Below are 22,567 nucleotides of genomic sequence, written 5' to 3'. Positions count from 1 at the left end.
GTGTAAAGATTCTAACTTCTTTAATCTATATAATAATTTTGAGGACCAAAATAAAGGTTTACTTACAAAAATAAGGGAGGTGATATTATGCCAAATATTGTACTAACAAGAATAGACAACAGATTGATTCATGGACAAGTTGCAACTCAATGGTGCAGTTCTATTGGTGCAAACTTAATTCTAGTTGCAAATGATGTTGTAGCCGAAGATAAACTTAGACAAGGTCTAATGGATATGTGTGCACCATCTTATGCATCAACTCGTTATTGGACAATAGAGAAAACTATAAATACTATTCACAAAGCTAGTGCTAAACAACTTATATTTATAGTTTGCGAAAACCCTTCTGATGTATTAAGACTTGTTGAAGGGGGAGTTCCTATAAAAAAGGTCAACATTGGAAATATGCATATGGCTGAAGGAAAAAGACAAGTTGCTGGATCAGTTGCAGTAGATGACAAAGACGTAGAAGCATTCAGAAAGTTAAAAGAACTAGGAGTAGAACTTGAAATAAGAAGAGTTCCTACTGAAAGTTCTGAAAATATCGAAAAGATTTTTAAATAATACGGAAGGAGAATGCCACATGGATTTTAATATTATACAAATTCTGTTGGTTGCAGTATTTGCTTTTATAGCAGGTATTGACCAATTTAGTTTCTTGGAATCATTATATCAACCAATCGTATCCGGAGCTGTTGTTGGAGCAATTCTTGGAGATTTAAACACTGGACTTATAGTTGGTGGTACTTATCAATTAATCCAAATTGGAAGTATGCCTATAGGAGGGGCTCAACCTCCAAATCCTGTTCTTGGAGGAATAATGGCAGTAATATTTGCTATTTCTTCTAAATTAGAGCCATCGGCCGCCGTTGGACTAGCTGTTCCATTTGCATTAATTGGGCAATATTTTGTTACTTTCTTATTTACACTTATGTCACCATTAATGTCAAAGGCTGACAAGTATGCTGATGAGGCAAATCCAAAAGGTATTGAAATGATTAACTATGGAGCAATGGCTGCTTTAGGATTAGCATTTGCAATTATAGTTGTTATAGGATTAATCGGTGGTAATGCTGCTGGTGAAACTTTATCAGCTTTATCAGACAAATACCAAGGAATTATGAATGGACTTAGCGCCGCTGGTAAAATGATGCGTTATGTTGGATTTGCAATTTTATTACGTATTATGTTATCAAAGGACTTATGGGGAATTTACTTTGCAGGTTTTGCAGTTGCAACTATTATAGGAAGAATAGAAGGTTTATCTGGATCAGCATTATTATTAATTGCGTTTATCGGAATTGCAGTTGCTATCTACGACTTCCAAACTAATGTAAAAATGAAATCTGCTACAGCAAATATAGGAATAGGAGGAGACGACGAAGATGGAATCTAATACTACATTATATAATGATTTGACTCCTGCACCAAAACTTGATAAGAAAACTTTAAATAAAATGGTTTGGCGTTCATTATTCTTACAAGCTTCATTTAACTATGAGAGAATGCAAGCTGGTGGTTGGTTATATGGAATATTACCTGGACTTGAGAAAATCCATACTGATAAAGAAGATCTTTCTAAGTCTATGAAACATAACTTAGAATTCTTTAATACTCATCCTTTCCTTGTTACTTTTGTTATGGGTATAATATTATCATTAGAACAACAAAAAGCTGATACTAATACTATAAGAGCTGTCCGCGTTGCTGCAATGGGTCCTTTAGGTGGTATTGGAGATGCTATTTTCTGGCTTACATTAGTTCCAATTACTGCTGGTATTACAGCCAATATGGCTATTGAGGGCTCTGTGGCTGGTCCAATATTATTCTTATTAATATTTAATGCTGTTCAATTTGGAATTAGATATTGGTTAATGCATTGGTCATATAACTTAGGTTCAAAGGCTATTGATATTTTAACTAAAAATGCTAAAGAATTTACACGTTCAGCTTCAATGCTAGGTGTATTTATAGTTGGAGCTCTTACTTCAAACTATGGTGCAACAAGCTTAACTATTGAAATACCAAATGGAGATGCTGTAATTAATATTCAAAATATATTAGACGGTGTTCTGCCTCAAATGATTCCACTACTTATGACACTAATGTTATACTTCTTAATTAAGAAGAAAAAATGGACTCCTGTTGCTTGTATAGGCTTATTACTAGTAATAGGAATAATTGGTGGATTCTTCGGAATACTTGCTCCTTAATATAACTTAATAAAGAAAAGAGGATATGTTATTTACACTAGCAGTCCTCTTTTCTTTATTATTATTGACTTTATTAGCATAACTTAATCATATATATATTAAAATAATTATACAATTTATTGTATTATTTTAATCTGATGATTTTATTAACTACTAACTTCACTGATTATTCTTCTTACTTCTATATTTATAAATTGGAAATCCTATAGTAGTAATAATAATTCCACCTAAAGCTATAATAGGTGATGTAAGTAACTGATTTATTACAACAAATCCTCCTCCTAATATCGCTACTAAAGGAATTATAGGATATAGCGGAACTCTATACGGCCTATTAAGATTAGGCTTACTTTTCCTAAGTATAATTACTCCTATAAAAGTAAGTACATAAAATACCCATATTGCAAATACAGTTAAATCACTTAGTAGATTAAATTGTCCTGTTAAAGCATATATGCTAGCAAGAATTGAAATTAAATATATAGCGTTATAAGGTGAACTCCCCTTATTTACCTTTATAAGCATTTTGCTTCCAGGTAATAATCCATCTTTGCTTAATGCATATGCAACTCTAGGACCAGTTAATAAGTATCCATTTAATGTACCAAATACAGATATTAATATACCGATAGAAATTACCTTACCTCCAATTGCTCCAAAAATTTTTGTTGCTACAAGAGATGCTGGTGATGTAACCATCGCTAAATCACTTGCTGGTGCTACCCATAAATAAGCAATATTAATAGCTAAATAAACTGCCATTACTAATGATAAACCACCTACTATAGCCCTTGGTAAATCCCTACCTGGATTTTTCATTTCTCCAGCAATAGCTCCAACATTTATCCATCCATCATAAGCAAATAATGTAGATACTAGCACTTGCCCTAAAGTTGTTATAGTATTCACACCACTTCCCACCATTGGATTAAATACTGATGTGCTATTCCCTCTTATAAATCCAAATATAATAATTAATACTAATGGAACTAATTTCCCAACTGTTGCTATAGTTTGAATATAGCCTCCAAAGGATGAACCTATAGTGTTTAAGAGCGCAGTTAATAATATTATTCCTACTGCTATAGGTAATACAAGTATCATATTATCTGAAGTAGAGCCTAAAAGCTCTGAAGATTGTTGTGCAAATATTACAGCACAAGCTGCAATAGTACCAGGAAAAAATAAAACTGTTTGCATCCAACCAGTTAGGAAACCTAAGCTTTTTCCATATACCTCTTCAATATAAATCATCATGCCACCAGTCCTTGGTATAGCTGCAGATACTTCAGTAGCTGTAAGCCCTCCAGCTATAGTAATAAGACCTCCTAAAACCCAAGCTATAAGCCCAAGACCTGGAGCCCCATTAGTAGCAGCATATATTGCCTGTGGCTTAAAAAACACCCCCGAACCTATAACTACTCCAACAACTGTAGACAAGGCAGCTAAAAACCCAATATTCTTCTGAAGTTCCTTACTCATATTTTCCTCCCTAATACGTTAATAATATATAATTAGTATTTACTTATTTTATTTATTCCATTAGTAAAACTAAATAAAAGTTAAAATCTTTATTTAACTTTAAAAAAAGCTTATACTTAAGTAAGACTTTAAATCTCTGATTTAGCTATTCGAACTTACTCATTCGAACGTATGTGAGAAGGAGTTTCCCCTAAGACTCTAAATCTCTGATTTAGATAGCTGAACTTCAAATATAAAAATACATTGAGGAGTTTATATATGAGAAAAAAAGATATACTTGAACTAAAAAAACGTTTAAAGAAAGATTATTGTACCTTTACTAAAATGTGTGGTTGCTACGTTAGTGGAGAAAAACATATTATTTTAAAATTTAGAGAAACATTTTTAAATTTAGATGAAGATGAATACTTTAAGTACTTGGAAATTGCTAAGAAAGTTCTTTCTGGTACTATAGGAAATAATATTTTAGAGCTTAACTTTCCATTTAATGATGACCTTATAAATGAAAAGCAAGTTTCTCTTATGCAATTAAAAAACAGTCAGCTTAAGGATGACTCCCTATTAGATGATTTTTATAACTCTATTATTGAAAGCTATGATTATACTGGTAACTTTTTAATACTTATTTTTCATGATGCTTACGATGTCATTACAAAGACAAAGGATAACCTAAAGCTAGATGAATCTGAAGAAGTATATGAATATGTATTATGCGCAATTTGTCCTGTTTCGCTTTCAGATCCAGGCCTTAGATACTTTGAAGAAGAAAATAAAATAAAAGCACGTATAAGAGATTGGGTAGTTGAAAATCCAACTAACGGTTTTATATTCCCTGCATTTATTAATCGTAGTTCAGATGTTAACTCCATTATGTATTATACAAAGAATGCTAAAGATACTCATCCAGAGTTAATGGAAAATGCTTTAGGTTGTTATTCAAAGCAAACTGCTGCTATTCAGAAGGATACCTTCCAATCAATTATTAAAGATTCCTTCGGTGCTGATGAACAAAAAGCAGATAAAATATTTATGGAAGTACAGGATAATTTAAATAATATTATTGATGAATATAATGCTATATACGATGATCCAGACTCTGAACCTATAACATTAACAAATAAGGATATTCAAAATCTTTTAATAGAAAGTGGAATCCCAGAAGAACTTACTTCTAAGATAGAGAAATCTTATGTTGAATGTTTTGGTGATGACCTTCCATTAGCAGAAAACTTAATTGATACAAAAGTACTTAAAGCAAATGAGCAAAGAAAAAGAGAAGAAAGACTTGAAAAACAAGTTGAGATTTTACAAAATAGACTTGAGCAGGTTAAGCAAGAAGTTGCTATAGATAAGGAATCTGCTACTTTATCAGATAATAATGATGACTCTGCTTTAGAAGATTCTGTTGAATCTAATTTAGAAGAATCTAAAGATAATGATTTAGAAGAAACAGTAGAAGCTGTTACAGAAGAAACTCAAGAAAATATCCAGTCAGATGATAAAATTGATTCTGAATATGATGTTATACTTCATGTAAAACCTGAAAAAATACCTCAAATAAAGTCCCAAATGATTGATGGGCAAAAATATATAGTTATTCCTATCCATGAGAATGAACAAACTACAGTAAATGGATTAGATGATTTAATTTAAGCTATAACAGATATGGAGCTGTCTTTAAGATAGTTCCTTTTTTGTTTATGATTCTAAATATCCAATTAATTTGATGTAATAATTTGGTTTTGGTATAATATTCTAAAAGGGTAGGAGGTAATAATATGTTTGAAAAAAACAGTTATATAGAAGATATACAGAAATTTAAAAAGATACTTTCTTCAGAAGCAGATAAGTTACTGTCTACTGAAGATTTATCTGTAGTTTATATAGGTAGAGAAACTTGTCCGTTTTGTCGCAAATTTGCTAAGAAATTAAGTGGATTAACTGATAAAATCAATACAACTATTTATTATGTAGATAGCCAAGATTCTTCAGATGATAATCTTAAAACATTTAGATCAAAATATAATATAGTAACTGTACCAGGTTTTATTGTTAGAAAGAATAATGAAGTTGAAGTTCGTTGCGATTCTTCCACTCCAGAAGATGAGATATTAGATATGTTAAATAAATAATATCCTAATATTCTCAACTTTTAATACAACATATATAGAGCTACTATGACATTTATACTTGAAATAAATATAAATGTCATAGTAGCTCCTTTAACTTTAATTAACTACTATTTTTTATTTTTATTAGCTTCTGTGGATGAATATATTATAGACTCAAAATCATTAAAACAATTACAATTCTTTACTATATTTCCAATTGAATTATCTGTAAATAGAGCAATTAAAGCTTCATATAATTCTCTGAATATTTTTTTGTCGATTTTGTTAATAGCAATCATTAATACTATATTCACATGGCTTTCTCCCCATCGAAATCCATTTTTACTAATTACAACAGCGATTGTAGTTTTAATTGCATTCATATGTACACTATGAGGTATTGCGATGTTACCAAATGCAGTTGAACTTGCTTTTTCTCGTTCTAAAACATTCTGTAAATAATCATCATTAACACAGCCTTGTTCTTGCATCAATTCTGAAATATTTTTTATTAAATCCTCTTTCGATGATTCAACAGGATCTAAAAAAAACAAATCTTTATTGAAAAAATAGTGAAAGTTTTTTCTCAATATGCAATTTTTCGCATTTTGTTGTATTTCATCAAGAACATTGTACATCTCTTTTTTATTAATCTGAATTGCAAAAGGAGAAATATTAAAAATCTTATAATTAGGGCTTTCATCAATTTTTATTGTAGTAATTAATAAATCAAATTTTAAGGCTTCAAGTTGGTATGGAAATGAAACTACTGCAACTATATTTAAATGATTACTAAAATTAATTAATATTTCATTATATAACTTTGTCTGCATTCCCATATATTCTGGACATAAGATAACACAGCGAATCTTCTCATCATTCACTTTTTTTCGTTCGATTTCTGCGCCTATATGTAAAGCAATAAAAGCAATCTCATCTTCAGGAATTTCCATTTTATTTAATTCTTTTAGTCGAAGTGATATATAAATACCAATATCATAAATAGTCGGACATTGTTTCCTAATATTTTCTACCATAGGGTTTTTTGTGAAACTATTATTTTTGCTTCTTTCAAAAAGATTCTTCAAATGCAAAGCAAAAGGTATTAAGAATGTATCATTTAATAAATCAAGCAAGTACACTTCATTAACAGAAGTAATAATTTTATGCGTGATATTTAAAATATCATCCCCTACAAATTTTTTTAAATCACTCATATTTTTAGACAAAGATTGATTTGCATTTGTTTTGAAAAGCATATATATTTCGAATTTTTCGTTTTCATTTAAACATAGATTAAAAGTACTTTCTAAGCTCTCACTAATATCATTCACAAGAGCTCTTTCTATCTCATCCTCAATTGTAATATTGTTGTTTGACTGAATAGAATTTCCATATAAAACACGATCAATTAATATCATTAAATGCAAAATTATATTTGATAATGAAAAGTCATTTATATAGTAATTATATTTTCTAAATATAGAATGGATAATCTGATTTAGTTCATCAACTCCATCTTCCTGAAAACAACTTTTTAAAACTGTTAAATCTATAAATTTATGATTTGCTTCTTCAAATAAAAAGTGACTAATTAATTTACGTTTATGTTTTTCTTCACCTAATATTCTAAGCTGATCATTTTTACAGACAAAACTAATATGAAACTTCGAATAAGCCTGATTCATTTTTGTTATATCAAGTTTTAGTGTTGAGTAAGATATATACAATGTTTCACATAATTCATATAAATCTAAATGTGGTATATGTTCAATTAATAGTTTCTTAATAATATAAAATGAGCGATCTAAATAATTTTGAGGAATTTCACTCTTTTCACTCATAAGTAGCTGTTTTGCAAGTTCTCGATTGACTTGATATCCAGAATTAGTAGATAAGATTACCTTAGTTTTACCCTGTAAATTAATTTCATTAACATAGTTTTTTATTGTTCGAACACTAATTTGCAGTTGCTTAGCCAATACTGTTGAGGTAACGGGATTATTTTGTTCTAATAAATAAGATACTAATTTTATTTGATTCGGTTTCATAGGTTGTCTCCTTTTTAATCTTCGGTAATAAATGAATCTACTGTAAATTATATAAAGCATAAATAAATCATTCTACTATAATTATACAATAAATTGTTATTTTTTCACTTTAAGAATTACACTGAGCGGTGCAAAACATAAATTGCAGACTAAAAAAAAAAGATGCATAATGAAAATGTCGAAAGACACAAATGTTTAAAAGGGAGTGTTAATATGAAAGAATTGAAAATTTTATTATGTTGTGGAGCTGGAATGTCAAGTGGATTTCTTGCACAACGTACAAGAGGTGTCGCAAAAAAAAGAAATATTTCTGTAAATATTGAAGCAAGAAGTGCTTCAGATATTGCAAGCTACATGAATTCAATTGATATTTTAATGGTAGGCCCACACTATGAAAATGAAAAAGCTAGTTTTGAAGAAATGGCAAGGCCTTATAATGTCCCAGTTGTTATAATTCCACAAACGATATATGCAACTTTAAATGGAGAAGCATTATTAGATTTAGCAATATCAACAATTAACGGATAAAACGTATAATTAGTTGAAATGCATAAAAAAAAGCTAAGATACCACCCCTAGCTTTGAAAAGATATACATCTTATCAAATATATTATACAGCATTTTATAAAATAATAAAAGAATTAATTATTTATAGAGAGGAAAATTTATTATGAAAAAGTTTATGAATTGGCTTTCAAATTCCTTTGCGCCAGGTATGAATAAGATTTGTAGTAAACCTTGGATTGCTGCAGTTTCATCTTCTATGCAAAAAATAATACCATTTATCTTAACAGGTTCAGTAATTTATTTTTATAATGTATTTAGATCTTACATACCTCAATTACCAGATTTAGGTATGATTGCAGACTATAGTTTTGGACTAATATCATTAATTATTGCATTTATGGTAGCACAACAAGTTATGGAGAAACTAGGAAAACCATTCTATACTACAAATTGTGGATTGGTTGCCATTGCAGTACTAATCATGTTTGTCATGCCTACATATGATGAAGCTGGAAATATGATTATTACCGGTGGAAGATTAGGAGCAACTGGTATTGCAGTTGGTATTTTTGCTGGATTATTTACAGCTATAATTTTTAATCTTTATTCTAAATTACATGTATTAGAAAACTCAACAAAAATCCCTGACTTTGTAACAGGATGGATAAATTATATTATTCCTACTATAATTACCTTAGGAATTGGAATGATTCTTACAAGAGATTTAGGAATGGATATTTTTGAAATGGTATTATGGATATTCTCACCATTACAAAGTTTTGGACAAACTTGGTATGGATTTATATTACTTTGCTTTATTCCTGCATTCTTATATACAATGGGTATATCTTCTTGGTTATTTGGAGCAGTTTCAACACCAATATACTTAGCTGGTATACAAGCAAATATTGAAGCAGTTGCAAATGGCCTTGCACCAACAAACATCGCTACTAGTGAAACCGTATTCACAGCTGCACTAATTACAATGGGTGGTATGGGAGCAACACTTGGCCTTAATGTATTAATGGCATTCTCAAAATCATCTCGTTTAAAAACATTAGGAAGAATTTTTATTGGACCTTCTATTTTCAACATAAATGAACCAATTATGTTTGGAGCTCCAATTGTATTTAATCCAATATTAATGTTACCTATGTGGATTAATACCATTGTTGGACCAGCAATTGTATACTTTATTATGAGAATAGGTTGGTTAAATATCCCAGCAACATTAAATCAAGTTGGACAGGTGCCAGTGCCTATTTCAACAGTTATGATTACACAAGATATGAGAGGAATTCTTTGGGCTGTTGTATTATTCATTGTGTACTTAATGATTTGGTTCCCATTCTTTAAGGTATATGAAAAACAATGTATGACTGAAGATGGTGAAATACAAGAAAACTAAATTAAAATAAACAAAAAAATTGAAAGTAGGTTTAAGTTATGTCTAAAATAGTAGAAGAATTTGAAGAAAATGAACTAGTTTCTGTTGCAATGCAAATTATTTTACATGCTGGAGATGCTCGTTTAAATGCAGAAAAATCACTTGCACATGCGAAAAAATTTGAATTTGATAAAGCTAGAGAAGAACTTGCGAAAGCAAAAGAAAATATTCGTTTAGCTCATGTATCCCAAACAAATGTTATTCAAAATGAAAGTAGAGGGATATCATATTCATATAGTTTATTATTTACTCATGCACAAGATACACTGATGACTATCAATAGTGAAGTACGTATCGCAAGTGAACTAATTGATATCTTGGATATAATAAAAAATAAATAGCTCATTAATTAACACATTAATTATAAAGTGCATAAGCAGAAATGTTTGTGCACTTTCTTTATTTTCTAGTGAAAGTTTGAGCTACTCTTCTTTCCCTCCTTTAATATCTCATTTCTATGTTGAATCAAATAAAATATTAATCCGTAAATCTAATTACTTTCACCATAAAGTGCAAAACATGAGTTGAGAGAATATTCAAATATGTCTCATAATATATATATAAATTTAAACATAACATTCTATGAACGTATTTTCCTCGAATGGCAGTTTAATTTATTAAATAATTAAAAAGAAAGAGGAGGATTAAATTTATGACAAGTAAAAAATTTCCTGAAAATTTCCTTTGGGGAGCAGCAACAAGTGCTTATCAAGTAGAAGGTGCAGCTTATGAGGATGGGAAAAAAGCTTCACAACAAGACATTATCAACAAAGAGAACTACAAAGAAAGAGGCTTTGCAACAGCTGATATTTCAAGTGATCATTATCATCACTATAAAGAAGATGTTGCTTTAATGAAAGAAATGGGATTTAATACTTACCGTTTCTCAATATCATGGTCTCGTGTATTCCCAGATGGTGTGGGAGAAGTAAATGAAAAAGGAATTCAATTCTACCGTGACTTAATCGACGAGCTAATCAAAAATGGTATTGAACCAATTATTACATTATATCATTACGACTTACCTTGGGCATTAGTTGAAAAATATAATGGATGGATTAGTAGAGAAGTTGTAAAAGATTTTGAATACTATGCTAGATATATAATCAATGAATTCAAAGATAAAGTAAAATATTGGACAACAATAAATGAACAAAGCATAATCGTTCAATACTGGACACAAAAATGTTTTATTCCAGAAAGTATGAGGGATAATAATCAATTACGTTATCAAATTAACCATCATATGAACTTAGCACATGCTATTGCTTGTAAATTAGTACATGAGCTAGTTCCTGGAGGATTAGTAGGAGCTGCTATTGGATATGCACCAGTTTATCCACTAACAAGTAAACCAGAAGATGTAATGGCAGCACAAAATGCACATGATTTAAGAAATGCATATTATTTAGATATTTATTTCAAAGGATTCTATACAAAATCAGCTCAAATTTATTTAGAGCAACATGGATTAGCACCTGTAATTGAAGATGGTGATATGGAATTAATTAAAGAAGGATATTCTGATTTCTTAGCATTAAACTACTATGCAAGTGAGTGTGCAAAAGCGTGTCCAGAAGATGAAACAATGCGTTGGTCAGGAGTAAATTGGTCAGGTAAAAAAGGAGCCATTGATGGATTTGAAACACATCCAGGATTCTACCAAATGTGTAAAAACCCTGAACTAGATACAACAGATTGGGATTGGGCAATAGATTCAACTGGATTAGAATATATTTTCCGTGATATCTACACACGTTACAACAAACCACTTATGATAACCGAGAATGGATTAGGTGCATTTGATACATTAACTGAAGATGGAAAAATTCACGATGACTATCGTGTCAATTACCTAAGAGATCATGTAAAAGCAATGAAAAGAGCCATTGATTATGGTGTAGAAGTATTAGCTTACTGTCCTTGGTCTGCTATTGACTTATTATCTACAAGTAACGGTGTGAAAAAGCGTTATGGATTTATTTATGTAGATAGAACAGATGATGATCCAAAGGAGTGTAAAAGAATTCGTAAAGATTCCTTCTACTGGTATCAAAAATTAATCAAATCAAATGGAGAAGATTTAGTATAAAAAGGAGTAAATTATATGAAAAGAACAACAGGATTTCCAAATCACATGCTTTGGGGTGGCGCATCAGCTGCATGTCAAAGCGAAGGAGAATTTGATAAAGACGGAAGAGGATTATCTACATCAGATATTCATGCGTATGATAAGAACATCAACCGTGCAAAAATAACTAAAGAAGGTGGAGGAACACTAGAAGGAATTAAAAAATTAATTGCTGATAAAGAAAGTTATTTCCCAAAGCGTTATGGCGTTAACTTCTATCATACCTATAAAGAAGACTTAGCATTACTTCAAGAAATGGGCTTTGAAACATTCCGTACAAGTATTTCATGGTCAAGAATTTTCCCAAAAGGAGATGAATTAGAACCAAATGAGGAAGGCTTAAAGTTTTATGATCGTCTAATTGATGAAATCATTAAAGATGGAATGGAACCAATTATCACTATGTCACATTACGATATTCCTCTTCATTTAGTAACTGAATATGGAGGATTCGCAAATCGTAAAGTAATTGATTTCTTTGTACGCTATGCCAAAGTATTATTAGATCGTTTTAAAGGCAGAGTAAAATATTGGATAGTTTGTAACCAAGTAAATTTAGTACCTACTGTACAGTTTGGATCACTAGGAATTTATGAAGATCAAGCAGAAAATATGGAAGAATTAATGTATCAAGCAGTACACAATCAATTTGTAGCTTGTGCTAAAATCAAACAATTGGCACAAGAAGTTGATCCTGAAGCAAAAATAGGTACAATGTTAGCAGACTGCACATTCTATCCAGCATCTTGTAAACCAGCAGATGTTGTATTCACAATGAAACGTAACCGTATGCAATACTTCTTCTCAGATGTGCAATTACGTGGTGAATATCCTGGATATGCTCTTCGTTATTTTAAAGAAAACAAGATTGATATTAAAATGGAAGATGGGGATTTAGATTTATTAAGAGAAAACAAGATGGAGTTTTTAGCAATCAGTTATTACTACTCTAGAATTCTTGATGCTGAAAAATGCACTATGAATCCAACTGATGCGCTACAAAATCCAAATCTAGAACCAACACCATGGGAATGGCGTATGGATCCATTAGGATTTTACAACTGTTTATCTCAATATTGGGATCGCTATCAAGTGCCTTTAATGATTGGTGAAAACGGATTTGGAGCACTTGACACCATAGAAGAAGATGGAAAAATCCATGATCCATATAGAATTGACTTCTATAGAAAACATATTGAGCAAATCAATGAATGTTTAAAAGATGGAGTTGAGATATTCGCATATTGTGCATGGGGACCAATTGATATTGTAAGTTCATCTAGCGCAGAAATGAGCAAACGCTATGGATTTGTTTACGTTGATCGTGATGATTTAGGAAACGGAACACAAAAAAGAATTAAAAAAGATTCTTTTGAATGGTATAAAAAAGTCATTGCTAGTGATGGAAAGGACTTAGAATAATTTATAAAAATTAGTATATATTTTAATGATAGAGAGAATAGATAATTATCTATTCTCTCTATTCTTTCATTAATTATTCATTAAGATATATTCTCATTCATAAACTTGTTTTTTAGTATTACAGCTCTAATAGCTTCATATTTAATATAGTCTGGTAAACTCTTTTTAATAACTTGAATTTTATCTATTCCATTTTTATTAATAGAGTTTAAAATTATATCTTCATTTTCTTTATCATAGTACTTATCTAGGTCTATCTTAATACTATAATCTCCTGTTATCTTTATATAATCTGTAACATATCCTAATATAGTTGAAATTGATACTTCCATATCCTCTGATATATCCTCTATCTCCTCCCCCATATTAAGTCTATCTAAGGCTATTTCAGAAGACGCCCTAGTTTCTCCGTCTATAATAAGCTTTTTCCTCTTCTTTTCTTTCCACGTAGGTTCAATACCTTTTTCAATAATATAATTATTAACTTCTTCAACTATTTGCTGACCATAGCCTTCAATCTTCTTTGGCCCAATTCCGCCTATATCTTTAAGTTTATCTAAATTATCAGGATATCTTCCACTTATTTCTTTTAATGTATTCTTACTTAAAACCATTGATACAGGTAGGTTAAGCTTTTTAGCTAATTCTTCTCTTATTTTTATAAGTTTTTCTAAAAGCTCATTATCACTATTCACTTCAAAGTAATCATCTTCTATTTCTTCTAATTGTACTTCCTCTATTGCTACTTCCTTCTTAATATTATTTGTAACTACATAGTCTCTAATGATTTCTATAAATCTTTCACCATATCTCTCATACTTAACCTCTCCAACTCCTGATACTTGAAGGATTTCATCCTTATTTATAGGATACTTTATACTCATCTCTCTTAAAGTACCATCACCAAATATCATATATGGAGCCTTCTTTTCTTCTTCAGCTATTTCACGTCTTAAGTATTTTAATTTATCAAATAAGTCATTATTCTCTACTTTATTACTTTCAATATTAACTTCCTTAAGTAAAACTTCAACCTCACCTTTTATAACTTTAAAAGATATATTGTTTAAAGCCACAGTTGAAAATTCCTCATTAACATCTAAATATCCATGAGCAATTAATATATTTATAAATTCTTTTAATCCATCACTTGAATATTCTTTCATAATCCCATAAGTGCTTATTTCATCAAAACCAAAATTAAAAAGTTTCTTATTTTTAGACCCCCTAAGGACATCTACAATCATGCCTACTCCAAAGCTTCTCTTCATCTTATAAATACAAGACATAACTTTTTGAGCATCTATAGTTTTGTCTTTAACCTCACCTTTATTTAAGCAATTACTACAATTATCACATTCCCCTTCATAGGAATCTCCAAAGTAATTTAATATATATTTCCTATAACAGCTATTTATATAAACTAAGCTTGTCATTTGTTGAAGCTTCTTATATTGATTATTCTTTCTTATTGGATCTTCAGTACTAACTTCTATTAAGTATTTTTGAGTAATAACATCTGCTGGTGAAAAAAGCATAATACATTCACTGGCTTCACCATCTCTCCCAGCTCTACCTATCTCTTGATAATATCCTTCTACATTTTTAGGCATATTATAATGAAGGACATATCTTATATTAGGTTTATCAATACCCATCCCAAAAGCATTAGTTGCAACTATAACAGTAATTTCATCATTTATAAACTTCTCTTGATTTTTAATTCTCTCATCATTAGAAAGGCCTGCATGATATTTTCCTACATTAATCTTATTTTTCTTTAATAAATCATATATACTTTCTACTTCTTTCCTTGTTGCTGCATATATTATTCCAGAGTCATTAATATTATTTTTTATATAGTTAACTAAAAACTTCTTTTTCTCTATACCTTTAACTATATTAATCCTTAAGTTTTCTCTATCAAAACCCGTTACAAATACCTTAGGCGAATTAAGCTTTAATAAATTTACAATATCACTTCTTACTTCTTCTGATGCTGTTGCAGTAAAAGCTGTGATAATTGGTCTTTCTATAAGCTTATCAATAAATGTTGAAATTCCTTTATAACTTACCCTAAAGTCATGTCCCCACTGAGATACACAGTGAGCCTCATCAATTGCTATTTGTGATATCTTAATCTTAGTAATTGCTGTAATAAACTCATTTGAAAGAAGTCTTTCAGGTGCAACATAAATTATCCTATATTTATTATTCTCAATACCATTCATTATTTCATTAAACTCGTACATAGATAATGAACTATTTAAAAATGCAGAATTAATTCCAGTAGAATTTAAGGTATCAACTTGATCTTTCATAAGTGATATAAGTGGTGAAATTACTATTGTTACTCCATCTAAAATTAAAGATGGAATCTGATAACAAATAGACTTTCCCCCTCCTGTTGGCATAATTGCAAGAACATCTCTACCATTAATTATTTCATCTATTATCTCTTCTTGCCCTCTTCTAAAATTCTTATATCCAAAATACTTTTCTAAAATTTCTAATTTATCAACTGACAATGCTACTCTCCTTATTTATCCTTCTATTTTATTATCTTAATTATAGCACTGTATCTCTAAATATATTCATTAGTATTTTAATTTACTATATTTATGCTTCTTGATGTCTCTCTTATTTTAAAATAAATCTAAATTAACAATTTCTATAATAGTCACTTCGCTCTTTTATACACTTTGTATATTCCTTATAAACCATAAAAATACAATAAAAAAACCGCACCTATTTTAAGTACGGTTATAAACAATTATATTAAAAGTAAAATTAAATATCAGGTAAGTGAAAATATAACTATATGACTATCACATATTTATATTAAAACCCTAGATAATAATAAACGTATTTCCTCTAATCTACTTAATATTAAAATAAAAGATAATTCCCATAACACTCCATATTAGTAGAGATATCATAGATTCCTTCCCTAATCCAGCTGGGGACATTGGAAGTAGTAATAATAATATAAATAAAATACTTATAATCACCCCTAATATTGAAAATACCTTACCAGATTTCTTTTCAGTCTTTCTATATGCAATATATGAAACATAAAGATATGCTACTGCCGCTCCAAGAGATGACATATCTACAATCCATATTATAACTTCCCTACCAAACCAAGGAGCTATTAGACTTATAGATGTTAAAAATAGTATTGCATTTTTATATACTCCACTTTTATTTACCTTTCCCATTTTATCTGGCAACATCTTATATCTAGCTACAGATCCGAGTAATTTTGAGCTACAAATCATAAATCCGTTAATCCCACTCCATACTGCACCACATAGCGCCATTATAAGCATAAAGAATGCTACTTTCCCTAATATACTTAATACAGCACTACCAGTTGCCCAATCAAGGACTACCGCCTGTTCAGGTGTATAAGCTAAAGCTGTTATTATATTTAATATATTATATATTAATGTTCCTATAATAAGCCCAGTTACAGCAACTATTGATGCCTTTTTAGCTGAAAATTTATATTCATTACTTAATTGAGGAATGGCATCAAATCCAATAAAAGCAAAAGGTGTTATAGCAAATACCATAGCTATTGCCTTTATATCAAATGAATATTCTGTAATATAAGTTTGAACAAAGACTTCTCTTTCTCCCTTAAATATCATTCCTATAAAGACTAAAATAACCATTGATATTAGTACTACTATTATAACATTCTGTATCCTAGTAGACTCCTTTAATCCTTTTATATTAAAATAAGCAAAGATCAAAATAATAATGCTAGCTGCAAGTATTTCACCTATATACACATTATATCCTGCAACATTATATAGATATCCAAATTCTAAAACTCCACCTACTAACTTCTTTATAACTAATGGAAAAGCAGTAGCATTTAGAGGAATCATTGTAAAATAAGCTAAGGTAAGGAACCATCCAACAATAAACCCATGTTTTTTGCCTAAATTATTATATGTAAAGGCAAATTCTCCCCCCTCTTCATTTTGATTGGACATCATAACTTCATAGTTTCTTTCAATTACAATAATACATAATGCTCCTAGTATAAGTCCTATAGCTGTATTTATTACTCCAGCTTCCTTTAAAAACTTAGTTCCTGGTAGCATAAATGATCCCCAGCCAATAATACCACCTACAACAATAGAAAATACATCTAACCTATTAAGATATTTTTTCATACCTTTTTCCTTTCTACTTTTCTTTAGCAACAAAACCTATGCAGAATTAACTACATAGGCTTGTAAGATATTTCTTATATTATATTATCATGTTATTGCTATCTATGCAGGTATATTGAATTTCTTAACTAATTTAACTCCTAATAAACCACCTACAACAAGTGTTACTAAAAATACCCATCCTGATAATGAAAGGTTAGCTATTCCTGAGAATAAAGCACCAACGTTACATCCTCCTGCAAGTTTTGCTCCATACCCCATTAATATACCACCTAAGCCATAGAATGCAATATCCTTAACTTTAAAGTTTACAGTTAGCTTCCATCTTCCAGCTAGTAACATACAGATAGCAGCCCCTAAAATAATACCTATATTTCTTACTGAAACTGGATCATTTAATATTCCTTTACTAACTACTTCAGCACTTCCCTTAAATGCTTCTATTGCTCCAAAGTCAATACCTAGCTTACTAAATAACCATACTCCCCAGTGAGTATATGGGCCTGATGCACCCCAACTTGAATTAGTTGTATTAATTATAAATATAAATAATATTGCTATTAATGCAGCTCCTGTAAAGAAAGACCATCTTTCAACAAAAAGCTTATGATATGTTTTGATACTTAAAACCTTATATTCATTTTCTTCTTCAATTGCCTTTTCCCATTCAGCATATTCTTCTAGCTTAAGAGTTCCATCTTTCTTTCTCTTATTTTCATATATCTTAACGATAAAATATAGTCCTAAAAGTAGTAATAATGAAACTAATACTGCACCAACATATCCAAAGGTATCTGGTAAATAAACAGTTAATGAATTCTTATATAAGAATGTTTTCTTTAATGAAGGTAAATTCCAAGTACCAAGCATTCCTCCTATACAGAAGAAGAAAAGAACTATTAAACCTCTTACTGATCCTTCACCAGTATCTGATAATGTACCTGAAGCACATCCTCCGCCTAGTACCATACCAATTCCAAATAATATTCCACCAATTATAAATCCTAATGAAATTGCAGATACACTTCCTGTACCAGGGATAGTAGCAACATCTTTAGCAGCTCTAAAAGCAGCCTCAGCTCCACTTTGTGCTCCTGCATAATGAATTCCAGCTGCACCAATTACAGTTATAGCAAATAAGAATAGTAATGCTTTGCTTAGCTTTCCATCACCAGTCATAGCTATCTTTCTAACTCCACCAGCAAATCCGAATCTAGATCTTTGTAGTACATAACCTAACATTAACCCTGTAATTAGAAATAATGCTAACTTACTTTTATCTGCATAATTGGTCATAATAAATGCAGTAATTGCAGCAATAATTCCAAATCCTATAAATACTTGTCCTTTTTTCATGATATCCTCCTATGTTAATTAATTATTTATTTAAAGTTTATAAACCCCTACTTTTATTCAGAGGCTGCTTTACAAACAGCCTCATTAAAAATTGAAACTTGTCCCAAAGTACCTTTTATTAATCAAAGTTGTAATCTGTAACTATCTTCTCTCTCCCACTTATCATATCGTTATAGTATTCATAGAAACTAATTCCCATAAATCCACCTGAAACATTATATATATTATCAAAACCTAAATGTCCTAGAGTTAGTGCTGCATTATAACTTCTTTGTGCACTTCTACAATGTAAATATACTGGTACATTCTTAGGTATTTCATTAACTCTATCTCTTAATTGACTTAATGGAACATTCTTTGCTCCTTTGATATGACTTAATTCATACTCATCTTCTTCTCTTACATCTATGATATAAGCTCCACTTTCTACTAAGTCTCTTACTTCATGTACATAAATTTGTTTAAATGTTCCTTGCAGAAGATTAGTTGCAACTAATGCTGCATGATTAACAACATCCTTTGCAGTTCCAAATGGTGGTGCATAGCAAAGTTCTAAATCTGCTAAATCATAAACTGTTCCATTAAACTTAATTAATGTAGCAATTACATCAACTCTCTTATCTGCATTTCCTCTACCTATTGCTTGTGCTCCTAATACTCTTCCTGTTGGTACTTCAAATATTAATTTAAAATGAAGTGGCTCACTTCCTGGCATTAATCCTACTTTATCTTGAGGTATTACTCTAACAACGTCATAATTAATATTTAAGTTAAGAGCTTTAATTTGGCCTTCTGTTAAACCAGTAGATGCTCCATTATAATCAAATACTTGTATACATGATGAACCAATAAATCCAGTATTTCTAACTGGTAATCCATTAATGTGATCTGCTACTGCTCTTGCTTGCTTTTGAGCTGGTCCTGCAAGTGGAAGCTTAGTTATGCTGTTTGTTAATGCATGATGAACTTCTATTGCATCTCCCACAGCATATATATCTTTATCATTAGTCATATAATTAGTGTTTACTTTTATAGCACCTGTTTGTCCTATTTCTAATCCAGCTTCTCTAGCTAAGTCTGTTTCTGGAGTAACTCCAATTGCCATAACTACTGCATCTGATATTATCTTTTTTCCTGATTCTAAAACTACTGTATCTTTTTCGAAAGAACTTACCTTGTCCCCAACTATAAGATTAACTCCATTGTCATACATAGCTTTATGTAAAACTTGTACCATATCATAGTCAAATGGCTTCATTATTTGATCCATTGCTTCTACTAAAGAAACATTATATCCTGCCTCTTTTAAGTTTTCTGCAACTTCAACTCCTATAAATCCTCCACCAATGACAGTAATGTTTTTGCTTCTACTTTCTTTAATAAATACGTTAAGTTTAGCTATATCTACTACATTTCTTACTGTAAATAAATTCACCTCATCAATCCCTTTAATAGGTGGAACTATTGCTTTAGCTCCTGGTGAAAGTACTAGCTTATCATAGCTTTCAACATACTCTTTTCCATTAACAACATTTCTTACTGTAACTTCTTTCTTTTCCCTATCAATTCTAACCACTTCACTAAATACTCTTGCATCTATTCTATATTGGCTAAAGAATTTTTCTGGTTTCATTAAAACTAAATCTTCATGATCTTCAACTTTACCACTTAGATGATATGGTAAACAACAATTTGAAAATGAAACGTGTGGACCTCTTTCAAACATTATTATTTCAGCATTCTCATCTAATCTTCTTAATCTAGCTGCAGTTGATGCTCCCCCAGCAACCCCTCCAACAATAACTACTTTTTTACTCATACCATTACTCTCCTATCTATATTAAACAATTACTTTGACTAATCAGTATAGATTGTTAAATTTTTATCCTTCTTTAGGATAACATATAATAACTCATTAGGTGTAATAAGTATTCCTTATCTACAATAAGCAAATGTTATATACCTTAAAAAAGTATATTCTATACATCTTCAACGTAAGTTTTATATATCTTCAAAATTTGACATATATTATATGGTTAATATAGAATATAATAACTATGAATTTTAGAGGAAGTGAATAAATGAATCTAACTTACTTACGTTCTTTTTATATAACTGTAAAGTGTAATAGTATATCTAAAGCTGCTAAACAGCTACATTTAACTCAACCTGGGCTTAGTATGCAATTACAAAGCTTAGAAAATGATATTGGTGAAAACCTTTTAAACAGAAGTAATAAGGGCGTTGCCTTAACTGAGGAAGGTAAGGTAGTCTTTGAATATGCTGAAAGTATGCTTTCATTGCAGGACAACCTTGAGCGTAATTTAAAAAATCTAAGAAACAAAAAGTCTAAATTATTTATTTCTTCATGCAAAAGCATTGGTGAACATATATTACCTTGTAGCATTTATACCTTTAAAGAAATCCACTTCAATATAGATATATCAATGGAAATAGATAATTCATCTAATGTTATAAAAAACCTTATAAATCATGCTACTAATATTGCTATTATTCAAGATATGGATGTTCCTGATAATATTAGTACAACTCCTATAATGCCTGATAAACTAATTTTAGTTGGAGGTAGAAATATTAATAAGAGTTCTATTTCTATAGAGGAGCTTACTAAATTACCTTTAGTTTTAAGGGAAGAAGGATCAGGAATTCTTGCTTTGCTAGAAAAAGCTCTTCAAAACAAATTCGTTTCATTAGATGACTTAAATATATTAATTTCCTTAAACTCTCTTGAGTCTATAAAGTCATCAGTGGCTTCTGGTAGAGGGTACTCCTTCCTTCCAGAATCAGTTGTTACCCACGAACTTAGGACAGGTGCTTTAAGACAAATTACTATTGAAGGCCTAGAAATTCCATATAATTACTATATAGCCTTTAGAAGAAACTATAATTTTACAGATCACGAAGAAAAGTTTGTGCAATTTTTAACATCAAATAAGAGATGCTTTTGTTATTAGATATAAATAAAGGGGCTGTTTGTTAAACAGCCCCTTTATTTTTTATTACTAATTATTTACTTTATATTGTGAGATATCATCTTTTTTATTTTTTCTACTTTATTTTTCTAATTAAGAATATACCTGCTAAGCTAAAGAAAGGTGCTAATACTGGGAAGATAACATTTATTTCATCAGAAGTTTGTAGAACTGTTGTCTTATCTTCATTATTGTCAGTATTATTATTGTCCACTATAGGCCCTTCTTCTGACTTATAAGATTTATTCTTAAATGCTTCTTCCCATTCTTTTATCTCTGAAGCTGTTATTAAAATTTCTCCATTATCTTTAACTACTAACTTTCTAGTAGCATCTGATTTTATATAACCCTTTGGTGCTGATTTTTCACTTATAATATTAATCCTACACAATAGCAATAAAAAAAGCAGTTCTATAAATTTGAAAATTAAATAAGAAAACGTCAAAAAAGGTTGCAGTTTAAACTACAACCTTCAACAATCTAAAATTATCTTCTATTTTGTTCTTTTCTTGCTCTTCTACAAGATACACATCTTGTTGGCTCATTTTCGAATCCTTTTTCTTTATAGAATTCTTGCTCTCCTACTGAAAATATGAATTCGCTTCCGCAATCTCTGCATGTTATTGTTTTATCTGACATAAATATTCCTCCTGAAATTAAAGAT

19 protein-coding genes are annotated in these 22,567 nt (G+C 30.1%); 11 read left to right on the top strand and 8 right to left on the bottom strand.

Translation table 11 applies throughout. The features are described 5' to 3' along the window. The first annotated feature begins 87 nt into the window (after positions 1-87). Genes agaV through E6248_RS02955 form a run of 3 tightly spaced genes read left to right on the top strand, consistent with a single transcriptional unit; the run spans position 88 to position 2,213 of the window. Positions 88-564 carry a PTS N-acetylgalactosamine transporter subunit IIB gene (gene agaV / locus E6248_RS02965; protein ID WP_316339331.1) on the top strand — a complete coding sequence of 159 codons (477 nt, stop codon included), beginning with the start codon at positions 88-90 and terminating at the stop codon, positions 562-564. Between the two features lie 19 nt (positions 565-583). After that, entirely contained in the window at positions 584-1,396 is an 813-nt protein-coding gene (locus E6248_RS02960; RefSeq protein ID WP_291667623.1) for a PTS sugar transporter subunit IIC, read from the top strand. Next, positions 1,386-2,213: a PTS system mannose/fructose/sorbose family transporter subunit IID gene (locus tag E6248_RS02955; protein ID WP_316339330.1), complete on the top strand. Its 828-nt coding sequence runs from the start codon at positions 1,386-1,388 to the stop codon at positions 2,211-2,213. The genes E6248_RS02960 and E6248_RS02955 overlap by 11 nt, the downstream gene beginning before the upstream one ends. Positions 2,214-2,372: 159 nt before the next feature. Here the strand turns inward: E6248_RS02955 and E6248_RS02950 are convergent, their stop codons facing one another. Beyond that, positions 2,373-3,695 carry an amino acid permease gene (locus E6248_RS02950; protein WP_316339329.1) on the bottom strand — a complete coding sequence of 441 codons (1,323 nt, stop codon included), beginning with the start codon at positions 3,693-3,695 and terminating at the stop codon, positions 2,373-2,375. Positions 3,696-3,953: 258 nt separating this feature from the next. On the opposite strand from E6248_RS02950, the gene E6248_RS02945 reads away from it, so the two are divergent. Together E6248_RS02945 and E6248_RS02940 are read left to right on the top strand one after the other, a co-directional pair. Next, positions 3,954-5,348 carry a DUF4317 domain-containing protein gene (locus tag E6248_RS02945; RefSeq protein WP_316339328.1) on the top strand — a complete coding sequence of 465 codons (1,395 nt, stop codon included), beginning with the start codon at positions 3,954-3,956 and terminating at the stop codon, positions 5,346-5,348. Between the two features lie 125 nt (positions 5,349-5,473). Continuing rightward, positions 5,474-5,827: a thioredoxin domain-containing protein gene (locus E6248_RS02940; protein ID WP_316339327.1), complete on the top strand. Its 354-nt coding sequence runs from the start codon at positions 5,474-5,476 to the stop codon at positions 5,825-5,827. Between the two features lie 107 nt (positions 5,828-5,934). Here E6248_RS02940 and E6248_RS02935 read toward each other — a convergent pair whose 3' ends face one another. Next, positions 5,935-7,857 (bottom strand): PTS sugar transporter subunit IIA, encoded by a 1,923-nt coding sequence (locus E6248_RS02935; protein ID WP_316339326.1) that lies wholly within the window; start codon positions 7,855-7,857, stop codon positions 5,935-5,937. A 213-nt stretch (positions 7,858-8,070) separates the two neighbouring features. Here E6248_RS02935 and E6248_RS02930 point away from each other — a divergent pair, with 213 nt between their 5' ends. From E6248_RS02930 to E6248_RS02910, 5 genes are all read left to right on the top strand, one after another. Beyond that, the gene (locus tag E6248_RS02930) at positions 8,071-8,385 is read left to right on the top strand and encodes a PTS sugar transporter subunit IIB (protein ID WP_316339325.1); all 315 of its coding nucleotides are present in this window, start codon (positions 8,071-8,073) and stop codon (positions 8,383-8,385) included. Between the two features lie 142 nt (positions 8,386-8,527). After that, positions 8,528-9,772 carry a PTS transporter subunit EIIC gene (locus E6248_RS02925; RefSeq protein ID WP_316339324.1) on the top strand — a complete coding sequence of 415 codons (1,245 nt, stop codon included), beginning with the start codon at positions 8,528-8,530 and terminating at the stop codon, positions 9,770-9,772. Between the two features lie 38 nt (positions 9,773-9,810). Further along, positions 9,811-10,152, top strand: coding sequence for a PTS lactose/cellobiose transporter subunit IIA (locus E6248_RS02920; protein ID WP_156627754.1), 342 nt, complete (start codon positions 9,811-9,813; stop codon positions 10,150-10,152). A gap of 311 nt (positions 10,153-10,463) precedes the next feature. Next, on the top strand, positions 10,464-11,903 hold the full coding sequence (locus tag E6248_RS02915) for a glycoside hydrolase family 1 protein (RefSeq protein ID WP_316339323.1): 1,440 nt from the start codon (positions 10,464-10,466) through the stop codon (positions 11,901-11,903). 15 nt (positions 11,904-11,918) lie between these two features. Further along, positions 11,919-13,364, top strand: coding sequence for a family 1 glycosylhydrolase (locus E6248_RS02910; protein WP_316339322.1), 1,446 nt, complete (start codon positions 11,919-11,921; stop codon positions 13,362-13,364). 80 nt (positions 13,365-13,444) lie between these two features. On the opposite strand, the gene recQ is transcribed toward E6248_RS02910, so the two are convergent. The 4 genes from recQ to E6248_RS02890 all read right to left on the bottom strand — a co-directional run bounded on the left by recQ (position 13,445) and on the right by E6248_RS02890 (position 20,729). Continuing rightward, on the bottom strand, positions 13,445-15,892 hold the full coding sequence (gene recQ / locus E6248_RS02905) for a DNA helicase RecQ (protein WP_316339321.1): 2,448 nt from the start codon (positions 15,890-15,892) through the stop codon (positions 13,445-13,447). A gap of 351 nt (positions 15,893-16,243) precedes the next feature. Continuing rightward, complete coding sequence (locus E6248_RS02900; RefSeq protein ID WP_316339320.1) at positions 16,244-17,554, bottom strand: APC family permease; 1,311 nt, start codon at positions 17,552-17,554, stop codon at positions 16,244-16,246. 102 nt (positions 17,555-17,656) lie between these two features. Beyond that, positions 17,657-18,910, bottom strand: a complete 1,254-nt coding sequence (locus tag E6248_RS02895; RefSeq protein WP_316339319.1) for a YeeE/YedE family protein — start codon at positions 18,908-18,910, stop codon at positions 17,657-17,659. A gap of 118 nt (positions 18,911-19,028) precedes the next feature. Continuing rightward, positions 19,029-20,729: an FAD-dependent oxidoreductase gene (locus tag E6248_RS02890; RefSeq protein WP_316339318.1), complete on the bottom strand. Its 1,701-nt coding sequence runs from the start codon at positions 20,727-20,729 to the stop codon at positions 19,029-19,031. Between the two features lie 262 nt (positions 20,730-20,991). Here E6248_RS02890 and E6248_RS02885 point away from each other — a divergent pair, with 262 nt between their 5' ends. Then, positions 20,992-21,885, top strand: coding sequence for a LysR family transcriptional regulator (locus tag E6248_RS02885; protein WP_316339317.1), 894 nt, complete (start codon positions 20,992-20,994; stop codon positions 21,883-21,885). Between the two features lie 94 nt (positions 21,886-21,979). Here E6248_RS02885 and E6248_RS02880 read toward each other — a convergent pair whose 3' ends face one another. Together E6248_RS02880 and E6248_RS02875 are read right to left on the bottom strand one after the other, a co-directional pair. Continuing rightward, positions 21,980-22,300, bottom strand: coding sequence for a hypothetical protein (locus E6248_RS02880; protein ID WP_316339316.1), 321 nt, complete (start codon positions 22,298-22,300; stop codon positions 21,980-21,982). Between the two features lie 89 nt (positions 22,301-22,389). Continuing rightward, the gene (locus tag E6248_RS02875; RefSeq protein ID WP_136007378.1) at positions 22,390-22,542 is read right to left on the bottom strand and encodes a zinc-ribbon domain-containing protein; all 153 of its coding nucleotides are present in this window, start codon (positions 22,540-22,542) and stop codon (positions 22,390-22,392) included. Positions 22,543-22,567: the final 25 nt, after the last annotated feature.

The organism is Clostridium sp., from assembly GCF_032552055.1.
GTDB lineage: Bacteria > Bacillota > Clostridia > Clostridiales > Clostridiaceae > Clostridium.
Note: the sequence above shows the minus strand (reverse complement) of the source record. Positions and strands in the feature narration are given on the sequence as shown.

Excerpts from the sequence above, each read along its gene's own strand:
- agaV (WP_316339331.1), top strand. The coding sequence starts at position 88 with ATGCCAAATATTGTACTAACAAGAATAGACAACAGATTGATTCATGGA.
- E6248_RS02960 (WP_291667623.1), top strand. The coding sequence starts at position 584 with ATGGATTTTAATATTATACAAATTCTGTTGGTTGCAGTATTTGCTTTT.
- E6248_RS02955 (WP_316339330.1), top strand. The coding sequence starts at position 1,386 with ATGGAATCTAATACTACATTATATAATGATTTGACTCCTGCACCAAAA.
- E6248_RS02950 (WP_316339329.1), bottom strand. The coding sequence starts at position 3,695 with ATGAGTAAGGAACTTCAGAAGAATATTGGGTTTTTAGCTGCCTTGTCT.
- E6248_RS02945 (WP_316339328.1), top strand. The coding sequence starts at position 3,954 with ATGAGAAAAAAAGATATACTTGAACTAAAAAAACGTTTAAAGAAAGAT.
- E6248_RS02940 (WP_316339327.1), top strand. The coding sequence starts at position 5,474 with ATGTTTGAAAAAAACAGTTATATAGAAGATATACAGAAATTTAAAAAG.
- E6248_RS02935 (WP_316339326.1), bottom strand. The coding sequence starts at position 7,857 with ATGAAACCGAATCAAATAAAATTAGTATCTTATTTATTAGAACAAAAT.
- E6248_RS02930 (WP_316339325.1), top strand. The coding sequence starts at position 8,071 with ATGAAAGAATTGAAAATTTTATTATGTTGTGGAGCTGGAATGTCAAGT.
- E6248_RS02925 (WP_316339324.1), top strand. The coding sequence starts at position 8,528 with ATGAAAAAGTTTATGAATTGGCTTTCAAATTCCTTTGCGCCAGGTATG.
- E6248_RS02920 (WP_156627754.1), top strand. The coding sequence starts at position 9,811 with ATGTCTAAAATAGTAGAAGAATTTGAAGAAAATGAACTAGTTTCTGTT.
- E6248_RS02915 (WP_316339323.1), top strand. The coding sequence starts at position 10,464 with ATGACAAGTAAAAAATTTCCTGAAAATTTCCTTTGGGGAGCAGCAACA.
- E6248_RS02910 (WP_316339322.1), top strand. The coding sequence starts at position 11,919 with ATGAAAAGAACAACAGGATTTCCAAATCACATGCTTTGGGGTGGCGCA.
- E6248_RS02900 (WP_316339320.1), bottom strand. The coding sequence starts at position 17,554 with ATGAAAAAATATCTTAATAGGTTAGATGTATTTTCTATTGTTGTAGGT.
- E6248_RS02895 (WP_316339319.1), bottom strand. The coding sequence starts at position 18,910 with ATGAAAAAAGGACAAGTATTTATAGGATTTGGAATTATTGCTGCAATT.
- E6248_RS02890 (WP_316339318.1), bottom strand. The coding sequence starts at position 20,729 with ATGAGTAAAAAAGTAGTTATTGTTGGAGGGGTTGCTGGGGGAGCATCA.
- E6248_RS02885 (WP_316339317.1), top strand. The coding sequence starts at position 20,992 with ATGAATCTAACTTACTTACGTTCTTTTTATATAACTGTAAAGTGTAAT.
- E6248_RS02875 (WP_136007378.1), bottom strand. The coding sequence starts at position 22,542 with ATGTCAGATAAAACAATAACATGCAGAGATTGCGGAAGCGAATTCATA.